The 14,681-nt window shown below is 52.6% G+C and carries 15 protein-coding genes and 1 riboswitch; of the genes, 3 read left to right on the top strand and 12 right to left on the bottom strand.

The features are described 5' to 3' along the window. Nucleotides 1-55: 55 nt before the first annotated feature. A complete protein-coding gene (locus ACTJKB_RS05225) occupies nt 56-1,729 on the bottom strand; it encodes a fumarate hydratase (RefSeq protein WP_440832249.1) in 1,674 nt (557 codons plus the stop codon). Between the two features lie 103 nt (nt 1,730-1,832). On the opposite strand from ACTJKB_RS05225, the gene yfbR reads away from it, so the two are divergent. Next, the gene (gene yfbR / locus ACTJKB_RS05230) at nt 1,833-2,477 is read left to right on the top strand and encodes a 5'-deoxynucleotidase (RefSeq protein ID WP_440832250.1); all 645 of its coding nucleotides are present in this window, start codon (nt 1,833-1,835) and stop codon (nt 2,475-2,477) included. A gap of 569 nt (nt 2,478-3,046) precedes the next feature. On the opposite strand, the gene thiH is transcribed toward yfbR, so the two are convergent. The 5 genes from thiH to ACTJKB_RS05255 all read right to left on the bottom strand — a co-directional run bounded on the left by thiH (nt 3,047) and on the right by ACTJKB_RS05255 (nt 7,148). After that, a complete protein-coding gene (thiH, locus tag ACTJKB_RS05235; protein ID WP_440832252.1) occupies nt 3,047-4,159 on the bottom strand; it encodes a 2-iminoacetate synthase ThiH in 1,113 nt (370 codons plus the stop codon). A gap of 30 nt (nt 4,160-4,189) precedes the next feature. Next, complete coding sequence (locus ACTJKB_RS05240; RefSeq protein ID WP_440832253.1) at nt 4,190-4,954, bottom strand: thiazole synthase; 765 nt, start codon at nt 4,952-4,954, stop codon at nt 4,190-4,192. Nucleotides 4,955-5,025: 71 nt separating this feature from the next. Beyond that, nucleotides 5,026-5,229 (bottom strand): sulfur carrier protein ThiS, encoded by a 204-nt coding sequence (gene thiS, locus ACTJKB_RS05245; RefSeq protein WP_440832254.1) that lies wholly within the window; start codon nt 5,227-5,229, stop codon nt 5,026-5,028. Between the two features lie 53 nt (nt 5,230-5,282). After that, nucleotides 5,283-5,885 carry a thiamine phosphate synthase gene (locus tag ACTJKB_RS05250; RefSeq protein WP_440832255.1) on the bottom strand — a complete coding sequence of 201 codons (603 nt, stop codon included), beginning with the start codon at nt 5,883-5,885 and terminating at the stop codon, nt 5,283-5,285. A 123-nt stretch (nt 5,886-6,008) separates the two neighbouring features. Continuing rightward, nucleotides 6,009-6,110, bottom strand: a riboswitch (TPP riboswitch). A gap of 168 nt (nt 6,111-6,278) precedes the next feature. Next, entirely contained in the window at nt 6,279-7,148 is an 870-nt protein-coding gene (locus ACTJKB_RS05255; RefSeq protein WP_440832257.1) for an SDR family oxidoreductase, read from the bottom strand. A 235-nt stretch (nt 7,149-7,383) separates the two neighbouring features. Here ACTJKB_RS05255 and ACTJKB_RS05260 point away from each other — a divergent pair, with 235 nt between their 5' ends. After that, a complete protein-coding gene (locus tag ACTJKB_RS05260) occupies nt 7,384-7,809 on the top strand; it encodes an NUDIX hydrolase (protein ID WP_440832258.1) in 426 nt (141 codons plus the stop codon). A gap of 182 nt (nt 7,810-7,991) precedes the next feature. On the opposite strand, the gene ACTJKB_RS05265 is transcribed toward ACTJKB_RS05260, so the two are convergent. The 4 genes from ACTJKB_RS05265 to citZ all read right to left on the bottom strand — a co-directional run bounded on the left by ACTJKB_RS05265 (nt 7,992) and on the right by citZ (nt 12,135). Then, the gene (locus ACTJKB_RS05265; protein ID WP_440832259.1) at nt 7,992-8,417 is read right to left on the bottom strand and encodes a hypothetical protein; all 426 of its coding nucleotides are present in this window, start codon (nt 8,415-8,417) and stop codon (nt 7,992-7,994) included. Nucleotides 8,418-8,539: 122 nt separating this feature from the next. Continuing rightward, nucleotides 8,540-9,481, bottom strand: coding sequence for a malate dehydrogenase (gene mdh / locus ACTJKB_RS05270; protein WP_440832260.1), 942 nt, complete (start codon nt 9,479-9,481; stop codon nt 8,540-8,542). Between the two features lie 86 nt (nt 9,482-9,567). Further along, entirely contained in the window at nt 9,568-10,863 is a 1,296-nt protein-coding gene (gene icd, locus ACTJKB_RS05275; protein ID WP_074111510.1) for an NADP-dependent isocitrate dehydrogenase, read from the bottom strand. Nucleotides 10,864-11,022: 159 nt separating this feature from the next. Beyond that, nucleotides 11,023-12,135 (bottom strand): citrate synthase, encoded by a 1,113-nt coding sequence (gene citZ / locus ACTJKB_RS05280; protein WP_440832262.1) that lies wholly within the window; start codon nt 12,133-12,135, stop codon nt 11,023-11,025. Nucleotides 12,136-12,523: 388 nt separating this feature from the next. Between citZ and ytvI the strand changes: the two genes are divergently transcribed. Further along, nucleotides 12,524-13,639, top strand: coding sequence for a sporulation integral membrane protein YtvI (gene ytvI, locus ACTJKB_RS05285; RefSeq protein WP_440832263.1), 1,116 nt, complete (start codon nt 12,524-12,526; stop codon nt 13,637-13,639). 115 nt (nt 13,640-13,754) lie between these two features. On the opposite strand, the gene ACTJKB_RS05290 is transcribed toward ytvI, so the two are convergent. Both ACTJKB_RS05290 and ACTJKB_RS05295 read right to left on the bottom strand, forming a co-directional pair. After that, a complete protein-coding gene (locus ACTJKB_RS05290) occupies nt 13,755-14,153 on the bottom strand; it encodes an FxsA family protein (RefSeq protein WP_074084022.1) in 399 nt (132 codons plus the stop codon). Further along, a complete protein-coding gene (locus ACTJKB_RS05295) occupies nt 14,150-14,677 on the bottom strand; it encodes an acyl-CoA thioesterase (protein ID WP_440832264.1) in 528 nt (175 codons plus the stop codon). Before ACTJKB_RS05295 ends, ACTJKB_RS05290 begins: the two co-directional genes overlap by 4 nt. Between the last annotated feature and the right edge of the window lie 4 nt (nt 14,678-14,681).

Genomic DNA, 14,681 nt, shown 5'->3' on the forward strand with positions numbered 1-14,681 from the left:
ATCAGCAATGGAAGAAGGCTTGCGGAATATCTATAATCTAGCTTCATTTCACAGCTTATTTAAAAACCGGTTCCCTGAACTGCGCCAGCTTGGCTGCAGAATCCTTTTCCACATCTGCATGCAGACTGTTGCCGTGCGCGTCCATGGTCACAATGGCTGCGAACCCGTCCACTTGTAAATGCCACATGGCCTCCGGAATCCCGAACTCCATGAAGTCGACGCTGTTCACCTTCTTAATGCACTCCGCATAATACTGCGCCGCGCCGCCAATGGCATTGAGGTAGACACCGCCATGCTCCTGCAGCGCCTGTAATGTCTTGGGACCCATTCCGCCTTTACCGATCACGGCACGAATGCCGAATTTCCGCATAATATCACCTTGATACGGCTCTTCACGAATGCTGGTAGTCGGGCCTGCCGCTTTTACATGCCAGCCTGCATCGTCCTTCAGCATGACCGGGCCGCAGTGATAGATCACCGCCCCGTTCAGATCCACCGGTGCATCATGATCCATCAGATACTTGTGGAGCGCATCGCGCCCGGTATGCATCTCTCCTGACAGAATAACTACATCTCCCACCCGAAGACTGCGGATATCTTCCTCACTGATCGGAGTAGTCAGCCGGACCTCACGGGATTCTCCAGCAGCTGCTGCCGCTTGCTCCCCGGCCGGATTCGCTGCTGCTTCAGCAGCCGAGAGCACCGCAGGTGCTGCAGTAATCGTGGCATCCTCTGGAACAACACCGGAGCCTGCACCGTCTGCAGCGGCGCCAACAGCCTCAAGCACAGCAGCAGGTGCAGAGCTATCTTCCGTCTCTACGGAGATTCCCGTACCGCTCTCATACAGCCATTCCTGAATCGTTCCGGCTGCCGGATCAACCAGGATGCCCTGGCGGCGGAACGCCCAGCAGTTATAGGCTACGGAGACGAAAAAGCTGGCCGGCAGCCGGTTCATTACACCAATCTTGCAGCCCAGCAGTGTGACTTCACCGCCAAAGCCCATCGTACCGATACCCAGTTTGTTAGCATTCTCCATAATATAGTCTTCAAGCTTGGCCAGATCCTGTATGGGATTCACATCCTCCACCTTGCGGAACAGCTGTTTCTTGGCAAGCTCATACCCGGTGGTACGGTCCCCGCCAATGCCGACGCCGATGAAACCGGCACTACAGCCCTGGCCTTGTGCCTGATATACCGAATGAAGGATGCATTTGCGGATGCCGTCGAGATCACGGCCTGCTTTGCCAAGGCCCTCCAGTTCCGCAGGCAGGCTGTACTGAATGTTCTTGTTCTCGCAGCCTCCGCCCTTCAGAATCAGCCGCACCTCTATGCTTTCTTCTTCCCACTGCTCAAAGTGAATCACCGGAGTCCCTGCACCCAGATTATCCCCGCTATTCTCACCCGTCAGCGAATCTACGGAATTGGGGCGCAGCTTGCCATTCTTCGTCGCACGGATAATGGCGTTATGGATATCCTTCTTCATCTCGATCTGATTCACACCCACAGGTGTATGAATGATAAAAGTCGGCATCCCTGTATCCTGACAGATTGGAGATACCTGGAGCTCAGCCATGCCAATATTCTGCGCAATGGTAGTGAGCGCGAGGCCGGAGCGGGTAGCCCGGTCCTCCAGAGCACGTCCCTTGGCTACTGCCCGGCGTACATCGCCCGGCAGGTTTGTTGAGGTTTCCACGATCAGATCATACACGCTGTTTTCAAAATGCTGCATCTTCAGTCCAGCTCCTCTCCATGCGTTCGCGGTTGTCCAAACTCTGTTACAATTAGTTTTATCATAACATATTAAACCACGCATGAAAGGGGTTACGTAAAAATTGAATTACCATTTTTCAGCCTATTTGTACCGGCTTCAGTATATCCAGCGCTGGAGCCTCATGCGAAGCACCGCACCGGAGAACGTGGCGCAGCACTCGTTCCAGGTTGCCCTGCTGTCCCATATGCTCTGCTCCATCGGCAACGTCCACTTCGCCCGCTCGCTGAATGCCGACCGTGCGGCCGCAATGGCGCTGTTTCACGACGCCACTGAGGTCTTCACCGGCGATATTGCTACGCCGGTCAAGCACAACAATCCGCGTCTGCTGTCCAGCTTCCGCGACATGGAGCGGGTCGCCGCCGAACGGCTGAAGGGGATGATTCCGCAGGAGCTTACTTCTGTCTACGCACCGCTCCTGCAGCCTCAGGACAGTCCTTCCGGCTCCGAGGATGCCCTTTTGCTGCGTTATGTCAAAGCTGCAGATCATCTCGACGCTTATTTGAAATGCGTCTGGGAGGTCGCTGCAGGCAACCGTGAATTCGCAGCAGCCAAGGTGCAGACCGCAGCCAAACTGCGCGGTCTTGAAATGCCGGAGATGGAATACTTTCTGATTCATATGGCTCCCGGCTTCGAGATGTCCCTGGATGAGCTGTCCGCCGGTTCAGACGGAGGACAACCGGTGGATGGCGCGGACCACATGTTATAAACAATGGGCTCCTATGATCGGACCCGTAGGAGCCTCAATCAAATTCTAATCAGTGGATACAGAACGGGCTGCTTCATGCAGGAATAGCACCAGAGTTCCATAAGATTTAAGATTTACGCTCTACTTGGACCAACATTTCAGTAATCTTTTTCAACCTAGTGCCTTGCTTCTTGGTTTCAGGTTTCTAATAGCAGTCCTGCAGACAGCTACGGACCCTAAAGCCGTTATTTTCTCTGGAGGATACATCTAGTAGGGCTAACGGACTGTATCGCGCTTATCGCCCCTCTAACAGGCATTTTTCGGGTGAATCTCCGAGAATAACTGCACTCTAGTCCGTTAGCTGGGCGAAACCATGGCTTACGCTTGATATAAGAGCTCCTCAGTCCGTTGCAAGGCAATGGGCTGCCCCTACTCCAAAAGAAGAAAACGGTTCGCTTGATGATTCCATTCATGGAGATTGATGAACGCCACCGGATCTTCTCACACTCTCCAGCCTCGCCAGATTTCCTGCATGCTTTTCTGACAATTAGCACCTTAGCACTTTAGCACTCTTGCCACGGCAACCCTTATTATGCCTGTAGCTTCAGCAGGTCCCAATCCTTGAAGACAGGCTGCAGGCCGGCCGCCTGAAGCATATCCGTGATCTCCTGCACATTCCGTTCATCCGAGATTTCGAATTGCGGAGTCCCGCCATCCTGGGTGTGTCCCCCTACTTCGGTGGAGACACCTGCCGACATTTTGGTGATCCCAAGATGGATCAGATGATCCCGCAGGGAGGCGGGCTCCCGGGTGGAAAGGGTTATGCCGGAGCGCGGCAGAAACAGGCGATACGCCAAAATAATCTGCACCAGCGCACGGTCGGTGACATCGCTGTCCGGGTTGAACTCGCCCAGATACGGACGAAAGCGCGGAGCGGATAAGCCGATTTCGCATTCCGGATATTTGTCCTGCAGATAGCGGGCATGCATCGCGGTCATGAAGGCTTCCTGGCGCCAATCATACATGCCCAGAAGAGCACCGATGTTGACAGAGCGGAAACCGGCCTGACAGCCCCGTTCGGGGGCATCCAGACGGTTGCGGTAGACTCTTTTGGGACCTTTCACATGCAGCTTGCGGTAGGTTTCCTGGTGGTAGACCTCCTGATACAGGGTCAGCCCGTCCACTCCCGCTTCCCTAAGCTCCCGATACTCTTCAGTGGACAGCGGGTTCACCTCAATACTGACAGAAGAGAAGTACTCATGCAGAATTTCTACGCATTCCTTCACATATGTGGCCGGACTCTCCCTGCGCGATTCCCCGGTCAGAATCAGAAGATGGCGCAGGCCCGTGGAGGAGATTGCTATAGCCTCTTGTCTGACCTCCTCCAGAGTCAATCTTTTTCGCGGAAAATCATAAATCGAGCTGAAGCTGCAATACGTACAGTGATTCACACAGAAATCAGCCAGGTACATCGGTGTGAACAGCTGCATCACATGCCCAAAATGCGTACGGGTCAACCGCTGCGCTCGCTGAGCCATCTCCTCCAGACAAGATTCCGCAGCCGGAGACAGCAGGGCCTGCAGGTCTTTTTCATCCAGACGATCCTTGAGAAGCGCCCGCTTCACATCCTCCACCCGGTACTCCCGCCACAAGCTCTCGTAAGGCAGTTGCTCCAGACGAGTCAGTGGTTCAAAAAAGCTCATGTTACTCCCCCATTTCCGTTAGCTTGTGAGTCACTTCAGAAATCCGGTCAAAGGCGAAGACGCGACAGCCGTCTCTTCCACTGGACCGAGTCCAGCCAAATAAGCCTTGCGGCCTGCAACTACCGCCTCGCGAAAGGCTTCTGCCATTAGCAGCGGATCACGGGCGGTAGCGATTGCCGTATTGAGCAACACAGCGGATGCGCCAAGCTCCATCGCTTCTGCCGCTTCGGAGGGGCGGCCGATACCGGCATCGACGATCACCGGAAGATCCACCTCAGAGATGAGAATGCGCAGCAGCTCTTTGGTGCGCAGGCCGCGGTTCGAGCCGATGGGTGAACCCAGCGGCATAATGGCGGCGGCTCCCGCTGCTTGCATCCGCAGCGCGGCTGAGAGGTCCGGGCTCATATAGGGCAGCACTACGAAGCCTTCTGCGGCCAGTATTTCCGTAGCCCGGATAGTCTCCAGGTTGTCCGGCAGCAGATATTTCTGATCATTGATGACCTCAATCTTGACCCAATTACCAAGGCCGGCGGCTCTGGCCAGTCTGGCGATCCGCACAGCTTCCTCGGCATTGCGCGCACCCGAAGTATTCGGAAGCAGAGTCATATGGGAAGGAATATGGCTAATAATATTGTCCTGGCTCTCCGGATCTACACGGCGCAGGGCAACCGTGATCACTTGTGAGCCTGAAGCTGAAACCACCTCGGGAATAAGTGTATTGCGGCTGTATTTGCCGGTGCCGATGAACAGCCGGCTCGATAACGTAATGCCGCCAATCACGAATGGATCTAACATGAACTCGCCTCCTGTAATGAAATTCGACAGCGTGAAAATAAATTCTTATATTTTATGATAGCCTCACGGCATCAGCCCCCGCCCACAAAATGCACCAGCTCCAGCCGGTCGCCTTCACATAATGCCACCGCCCCGTAATGCTCCTTGCTGACAATCTCACCATTTCGTTCCACGATCACAAGCCGAAAGCTCCATTCAGGCCGGTTTAACAGATCGGCAACGGTCCGGCAGTCTTCCGCAACTACTCCGGGTTTGCCATTGATGATTAGATTCATGCCTTCTCACCTCCTTCACGTGGTCACCCACGGTACATTCAAACACACAGATCTTACGACTCCTGGAGCGCCAACCAGTAAGCACGGGCAGCAGCTACAGGGTCATCCGCTCCGCAAATGCCGGACATGACCGCAATCCCGGCAGCACCGTGACGGATCACCTGACCTGCATTACCAGGCTCCACCCCGCCGATAGCAATCAGTGGAATGCGGGTGCTACGGACCGCTTCCTCCAGTAGCGCCAAACCGCGCCCCCGCTGACCGGGCTTGCAGCCAGTAGGGAAAATATGCCCGAACAGGCAAAAGTCCGCCCCTTGCCGGCCTGCTTCAGCGGCTTCTGCCGCGGAGTGCACTGACCTTCCCAGCCGGAGACCGGAAGCGGCTGCACGGGCTGCTGCAGGCGGCAAGCTGTGCCAGGCTAGCTGGACAGCACCTGCACCGGCGGCAAGCGCAACATCCAGCCGATCATTGATGACCAGACAGGATGCGGGGATTCCTGCACGCATCAGCTGCTCTGCCATGCCCAGCAGCTCCAGGGCAGACCGGTGCTTTTCCCGCAGATGAATATAGTCCACGAGCGGATGCACAGCGGCCGCCAGGCTGACGAACCGCCCCGGCTCCAACTTCCCATCAGAGATCAAATGAATTTCCGCCAATTCTTCACCTCCTGCTCCACTCTTTTGCGACAAACGGGCAACACAAAAAAACCGCCCCCGCGATAGGAGGCAGTCATAAATTTGTACAGGAATACGGGTGTAAGAAATACAACCCCGCTGCAGTTCATTCATTCTCCGCTTTCCTACGCTGGTTTTAACCAGATCAGGTTCAAAGGGTCCGAACGTCACGTTCGTCTCAGCCTTGCGGCACCCCTAGGGACAATTGCTGTATTCAGTTGCTGACGTGGTTCATATTAACATATTATTCCTCGGAAAAGCTATCCCTTTTACCGAAAGCTTCACTGCTTGCAAGGGACATAAAAAAGAGCAGACCGCATGGGCCTGCTCTTGAACCGTTATATTTTCCGAAACCGACTGGCCGCACAGTAACTTCTAGCCGTTGACAATTTCCCCGCCGTTAACATGCATTACCTGACCGCTGACATAGGATGAATCATCCGAGGCCAGATAGACATAGGCTGGCGCCAGCTCTTCCGGTTGTCCCGGACGCTGCATGGGCTGTGTACCGCCGAACTCGCTGACCTTTTTGGCATCAAATGTGGATGGAATCAGTGGTGTCCAGATCGGACCCGGAGCGACAGCATTCACACGGATACCCTTTTCCGCCAGATTCATCGACAACGAGCGGGTGAAGCTGAGAATCGCGCCCTTGGTGGACGAATAGTCCAGCAGCTGCGGACTGCCGCGGTACGCGGTAATCGACGTCGTGTTGATGATTGTGGAGCCCTTTTTCAGATGCGGCATAGCTGCCTTGGTCAAATAGAACATAGAGAAAATATTCGTACGGAACGTCCGCTCCAGCTGCTCGGAGGTAATATCCTCGATCTTGTCCTGCGGATGCTGCTCGGCCGCATTGTTGATCAGGATGTCCAGCTTGCCCAGTCCCTCCACCGCCCGGTTGATCAGATCCTGGCAGAACGCTTCTACGCCGATGTCACCGGCAATCAGAATACACTTCCGTCCCTCCTGCTCCACTTGGCGTTTGGTCTCTTCGGCATCGGAATGCTCATTCAGGTAGGAAATGACCACATCCGCACCTTCTTTGGCAAAATGAACGGCAACCGCCCGTCCAATACCGCTATCGCCTCCCGTAATGAGCGCCGCCTTACCCAGCAGTTTGCCTGCCGCCTTGTAGCTGGAAGTTTCAAATTCAGGGCGCGGATTCATCTCGCTCTCGATACCGGGCTGATGATCCTGCACCTGGGGAGGCAAGGTTTTGGTAGTCTGCTTATTTTCTGGCATGATCCATTCTCCTTTCGCTGTGTACCTTTTGTTGAAGTAACCACATCGTATTAGGATGGCTTATGCATCATCAATTATACAATCGCTTTCGTTATGTTACTTACCACACTTCCCGGCTGTCCAAACAAAAATACAGTCGTTTTTGACGTAAAGGGCCGATATAATTTAGTGAAGTATAGATCCGAGATGAGATTCGGAGCGATTAACCCATAGGATAAGGAGGCGCATAAGTTATATGACCAGAAATGCACGGAGCATCATCGTCGCGGTCAAAGGAGTCATTTTGCATCAAGGCAGAATCCTGCTCGTACAGCGGGCAGCTGCAGATGTGATAGGAGCAGGCAGCTGGGAATGCCCCGGCGGAAAAATGGAATTCGGAGAAGGCCTGGAGGCTGCACTGGAGAGGGAGATTCAGGAGGAAACCGGACTCACGGTCACGGTGGAAAAGCTATTGTATGCCGTGTCCTTTCTGACCGATCCGGGCAGGCAACTCGTCATTATCACCTACTGGTGCCGGACCGATGAGAATAGAGTGGTGCTCTCCGAAGAGCATGCAGACTATAAATGGTGTACCCGTCAGGAGCTTCAGGCCCTGCTCCCACCCGGGATACAAGCGGAATTTGAGAAAAGCAATGTGTTTTCGTCAGAGGATCTTTTATAAGATATGCAGGCCAGAATGCAGTAAAAGCCCGCCCCCTCGAACCAGGGGCAGGCTTGACGGTTTGGCGAATAATCACCCATACCAAGTGGAAACGGCTTGGCCGTCCTTTTAAGGGACGGAATCCGTTTCAGCGAGAAATAGAAGGATGATTTATAGCGTGAAACCTATAAATCCTTATATTTCTAGATAATGTGTCTATACACCATGAAAAACACCATTACGATCAGCACAACCATCAGCAGCAGGCTCATGGTGCGAAGCTTCGCGGTATGGTCTGACACATCACGGTTCTCGCGCATGCCGGCTGCAGCCAGACGCAGCGGCTTGCCCATGATGCCGCCCAAGGCAAACATCGCCAGCAGGAGTACAACCACGATAACCATCCAGGCTACGGTGTAATCCCCCTGAGAGATCATGTATCCGCCGGTCAGCAGCTGAATGACAAGACCATACTGGGCAAACCGGTTCAATCCGCCGATTGCGCTAAGCGTCCCTTCTTTGGCTGCAGCAGACAGCTTACCGGTGCCGCTCAGAATAAACGGAAGCACCAGGTAAAAGCCGACCGCCAATGTCCCGATCATATGTAAGAAAAAGAAAATACGGTCCATTGATTAACCTCCTCACTTTTCGCTGTGATATAAGTTACATTCTTATTATACCCAACCCCGCCGTTCATGAAAAGAAAACCCTCATTTCCATTCAAGAAATGAGGGCTTGTGACCACTGGAAATCATACCATAACCACTGAAGTTACCGCACGTACAGAATCTGCTGACTTATCCAGAGCTGCCTTTTCTTCCGCAGTCAGCTCCAGCTCGTAGATTTTCTCAATACCCTCGGCACCAAGCAGCGCCGGGATTCCCAGGAACAGTCCGTAATAACCATATTCCCCTTCCAGCAGGGCAATGACGGGAATAATCCGTTTTTTGTCCTTCAGGATCGCTTCGGCCATTTGCACCAGAGATGCTGCAGGAGCGTAGTAGGCACTGCCATTACCGAGCAGGCTGACAATCTCCCCTCCGCCAACGCGGGTACGCTCTACAATATCGGCAATCCGCTGCGCAGGAATCAGCTTATCAATCGGAATGCCGCTGACACTGGAGTAACGGATCAGCGGAACCATATCATCACCGTGGCCACCCATCACGAAGCCGCGCACATCCTCTACAGAAACATTAAGCTCTTGAGCAATGAAGGTGCAGTACCGCGCGGTGTCCAGCACACCGGATTGACCGATTACACGATTCTTAGGAAACCCTAGGGCATTATAAGCAACGTAAGTCATGGCATCCACCGGATTACTCAAGATAATTACTATGGATTCCGGAGCCACACGTTTCACATTTTCGCAGACTGATTTTACGATGCCCGCGTTCGTATTCACCAGATCATCGCGGCTCATCCCCGGTTTGCGGGCAACACCCGCCGTAATGATGACGATATCCGAATCCGCAGCATCGTCGTAGCTGGAAGTTCCTGTGATCTGGGCATCATACTTCTGTACCGGACCGGCTTCCTGCATGTCCAGCGCCTTCCCCTTGGTCTGGTTCTCAAGCTGGGGAATATCCAGAAGCACCACATTGCCAAGCTCCCTCTGGGCAAGCATCAGCGCCGTGGTGGCACCGGTAAAACCGGCGCCCACAACTGTAATTTTATGACGTTTGATAGCCACGAGTGATCCTCCTAAGCGTTTGTTAGGAATACTCATATCCCTTCGTACAAACTCACTTCGTAAGCATATGCAATAGATTTCAGGGACTACAGGTGATTGATGATCTCGTCAGCAAATGCCGAGCATTTCAGCTCTGTTGCGCCTTCCATCTGACGGGCGAAATCATAGGTTACGGTCTTATTGTTAATAGCCGTGCTCATGCCTTTGTAGATCAGATCAGCCGCTTCCTGCCAGCCCAGATGCTCCAGCAGCATAACGCCGGACAGAATCACTGAACCCGGATTTACCACGTCCTTATCCGCATACTTAGGTGCAGTACCATGAGTAGCTTCAAAAATAGCGTGACCCGTAATATAGTTGATATTTGCGCCGGGAGCGATGCCGATTCCGCCAATTTGCGCAGCCAGTGCGTCGGAAAGGTAATCACCGTTCAGGTTGAGCGTTGCAATCACATCGAAATCGGTTGGACGGGTCAATACCTGCTGCAGGGCAATATCCGCAATCGCATCCTTGATGATGATTTTGCCTGCTGCTTCTGCTTCCTTCTGAGCAGCATTAGCTGCAGCCTCACCGCTCTGCTCCTTGATGGCATCATATTGATTCCAGGTGAAGACATGATCGCCGAATTCCTGCTCGGCTACTTCATAACCCCAGTTCTTAAATGCGCCTTCGGTAAACTTCATAATATTGCCTTTGTGTACCAGTGTTACACTCTTGCGGCCATGCTTGATTGCATATTCAACAGCGGAGCGCACCAGACGTTTCGAACCTTCCATGGAAACCGGCTTAATACCGATTCCGGATGTTTCCGGGAACCGGATTTTGTTCACACCCATCTCGTTTTGCAGGAATTCTATAACCTTCTTCACTTCAGCGGAACCTTCCTGATACTCGATTCCGGCATAAATATCCTCTGTGTTCTCACGGAAAATCACCATGTCCACTAGCTCAGGATGCTTCACAGGTGAAGGCACTCCATCAAAATAGCGAACCGGACGCAGGCAGACATACAGATCCAATTCCTGTCTCAGTGCTACATTCAGGGAACGGATGCCTCCACCGATTGGAGTCGTCAGAGGTCCTTTGATCGCTACAATGTACTCACGAATTGCTTCAAGCGTATCATTCGGCAGCCATTCACCATATGTATTGAAGGCCTTCTCGCCGGCAAATACTTCGTACCAGGCAATCTGTTTCTTACCGCCGTATGCTTTGGCTACTGCGGCATCCAGTACCCGTTTGGAGGCTTTCCAAATGTCGCGGCCTGTACCGTCACCCTCAATGAACGGGATGATCGGATGATCCGGAACGAGCAGCTTGCCATCTTCGATTGTGATTTGTTCGCCTTCTGTCGGCAGATCGTATTTTTCCAGTTTCAACATTAGTGGGTATTCCTCCTAAAAATTTTGTTTTGTGAGCCTAGACTTCCTTAGAATAGTCTTCGAATATTCTTCGTTCAAAACTCTCTCAGGAAGCATAGGCTGTGAGTTTGGTTTATAGTTCATTCTACTAAAGGGGTGCAGCGGCCCGCAAGGGCTGCTTTATCTCTCGTCCACCGGAACGTATTTTTGTTCGGACATTCCTGTGTATTCCGCACGCGGGCGGATGATGCGGTTGTCCTCATACTGCTCCAGAATGTGCGCAGTCCAACCCGAAACACGGCTGATTGCAAAAATCGGTGTGAACAGCTCCCGCTCAATGCCCAGCTGTGTATAGACCGAAGCCGAATAAAAATCAACGTTAGGCTTCAAGCCCTTCTGTGAAGTAATCAGCTCCTCGACTTTGACAGACATATCATAGAGTGTGGTGTCATTCTTCATCATCCCCAGCTCACGGGACATCTTCATCAGATGTTTGGCACGCGGATCGCCATTCTTGTAGACACGGTGCCCGAAGCCCATGATCTTCTCACGGCGCGCAAGCTTACCGCTGACGTACGATTCCACCGCATCCAGACTGCCGATTTCCTCAAGCATCTTCATAACCGCTTCATTCGCGCCTCCGTGCAGTGGTCCTTTGAGCGCACCGATGGCCGAAGTGACACCTGAATAAATGTCCGAAAGTGTAGCAACCGTAACCCGTCCGGCAAAGGTGGACGCATTCAGCTCATGATCGGCATGCAGTACAAGCGCGGTGTCCAGTGCTTTGACCGATACTATATCCGGCTGCTTGCCCCAGAGCATATACAGGAAATTCTCGGCAATGGACAGACCTTCCTTAGGGGCTATAGGATCAAGCCCCTTACGAATACGGGCCAGCGCAGCAACCACTGTCGGGATCTGCGCCTGCAGCTTAACAGCCTTGATCTCATTTGCTTCACGGCTCATATCGTCGGCGTCTGAGTCATACAGGGCAAGGCTGGATACAGCCGAGCGGAGAGCGGCCATCGTGCTCACATCTTTGGGGTACAGCTTCATTTGTGCAATCACCTGATCAGGGATTGGCGCAAAGGCGCTGAGATCACGCCGCAGGGCCTGCAGCTCAGGAGTCGTCGGCAGATTGCCGAACCACAGCAAATAAGCGGTCTCTTCGAAAGTAGCGTTCTCCGCAAGATCATCGATATCGTATCCGCGGTAAGTGAGTACGCCATCCACAATCGAACTGATCGAGGAGGTTGTGGCAACAATGCCTTCCAATCCTTTAGTAGCTGTCATAGTATCTCTCTCCTTTGCCAACTAGGTATAAATACTGTTATTACAGGGATGAAAACATTTACATTTTGATGTATCCGAACAATCAATAATCATGCAGATTGACATGCTGCAGAGAATGCAACGAACTTTCGGTGTGTAACCTTTAATAATCATACCGGATTTTGACGGTTATGTGAACAACATGGAAGCTTTGAGACGCATCAAATGATTTTATCGGACAGATAGAAAAAAACTTCTGAAATCCCTGTTTCATGTTTACGCTTTCAGTTTATACAGTCTGCTGTGAAAAAGCGGATTCCTGTGTCGGGATAGTCTTTATATCCAATCTCTGAATATATATTAGACGAGCTGGTTCAGTAGCAGCAGCCTTTATTTGGAGGGATCTGGCATGGATTCGCTGGTATTAAAAAGAGTGCTGCGCGGCCTGTGGGTCGTGCTGGCGGCCTCATCACTGCTGGTGGCCGTCTATGTCTTGCTCCCGCTTATGTATCCTCTGCTGCTTGCTTACCTGCTTGCCTACCTGATGCATCCTCTGGTGCTTATTCTAATAGGCTTCAAGCTTCCGCGCTGGCTGGCCGTGTCGTTGTCACTGCTCTTTTATGTAGGGGGTACCGCGCTCGTTCTGACTGCATTGATCACCCGACTTGTTAAGGAACTGATTGTCCTGCTGCAGACATTCGATTTGCACACCGACCAGTGGCGGGAGCTGCTGCTGTCCATTAGCCGGAATGCCAGCATTCAAAATATTATCAACCAGATCAATCAGTTTTACCACGATAACCCAAACTATCATGCCACTATCGACAGTAATATCAGCAGGACTACGGAGACGGTAGGCCAAGCCATGACTCAGTTCATTACCGGATTTTTCAATATGATCCTGAAGCTGATCTCCGCATTGCCCAGTCTGGGTACCATCCTTATCGTCATCATGTTATCCGCCTTCTTCCTCAGCACCGGCTGGGACCGGCATAATGCGAAGCTGAGAGCGCTTGTGCCTGCACCGATGCGCAGACCGGTATCCGAGATCTGGCAGGATCTGCGCAAGGCGCTGTTTGGCTACCTTAGGGCACAGCTGGTGCTGATTTCAATCACGGCGATCATCGTCATTACCGGCCTCCTGGTGCTTGGCGTAGATTCTGCATTTGCCATTGGGCTGACGATTGGACTGGTCGATCTAGTGCCTTATCTCGGGGTGGGGATTGTGCTGCTGCCATGGGCTCTATACTCCTACATGACCGGCAATCTGGCGCTTGGCATCGGGTTATCGGTGCTCTATGCCGTAATTCTCATCACCCGCCAGATTTTGGAGCCTAAGGTACTTGCAAGCAGCATTGGCCTGGACCCGCTTGCTATGCTAATCGGCATGTTCGCCGGCCTGCAGCTGTTCGGCATGCTTGGTCTGATCCTCGGCCCCGTCCTATTGGTCGTGCTCGATGCCTTTCACCGGGCCGGCGTGTTCCGCGCACTGCATAGCTATATTGTGAGCGGCAGGCTGCATTAAAGCTAAAGCGTGCTTGTCGTGAAATTGAGTAAATAAAAAGAGCGTTCTACTGCATAAACCTGCAATAGAAACGCTCCAGCTGAACCGGGAATTCCGGCACCTTCCTCTTACCGGCTTATCTTCGGTAAAAGGTGAAGGTGCCGTTTTTCATTTTTTTCTCAATCCATTTTAGCAGAAAAACCCGGTACAGCGGCCGGGTCAGCGGAAACACCAGCGAAAATCCGACAATATCCGTCACAAAGCCCGGCAGAATAAGCAGCAGGCCGCCAAAAAAAATGCACAAGCCGTCCAGCATGGTCCGCCCCGGTACCCGGCCCTCCTGCATCTGTGTTCTGCTGTCGAGCAGCACCTTCTTGCCTTCAAAACGCATCATCAAGAAACCGATCACAGAGCTGGCCAGCATGAGCAGCATTGTCTTGGGTGCTCCGAGAAAACCTGCCACATAAATAAACCCGAATAATTCCACGGCCGGGATAATGAATAATGCAGCCCACAGCCATTTGTTCCTGATCATACTGCTCCTCCTTCTTCCCTAAGCGCCAAGGTTATGGCGTGAAACAATTCCGGAAGTATCCGGTCCAGTCTAACTGGCTTCCAGTCCATATTCAGCCACACGTGGCTGGTTGAACCGGCAACGAGCAATTCACCAGGCAGCTTATCTAGATATACAGGCCCAGTTGTAAGCACGGAGGAATCAGGTTCACCCGTTCCCGGCTCCGCTAACCGGCGGATTTCATATTCATATACGACCCGTAGTGCCGAAAAAGTGGTCAGGCGCGCATACACAGCGACAAGATCATCATATCGCGCCGGACTTTTAAATTGCAAATCTGCAGCCGTGACTGGCAGAAGCACACCCATATTTTCCAGTGTGCGGTAGGCAAAGCCAAGCCCCCGGAACATTTCTGTACGGCCACTCTCAAACCAGCTTAAATAATTGGCGTGATAGACCACCCCCATCTGGTCTGTCTCCTGGTAGCGGACACGGAATGAAGTAGCATACCAGCGGCTGGCCAATCCCGGATTACGTGATCCCATAAAT

It is taken from the genome of Paenibacillus sp. 22594 (assembly GCF_052044425.1).
GTDB lineage: Bacteria > Bacillota > Bacilli > Paenibacillales > Paenibacillaceae > Paenibacillus_AQ.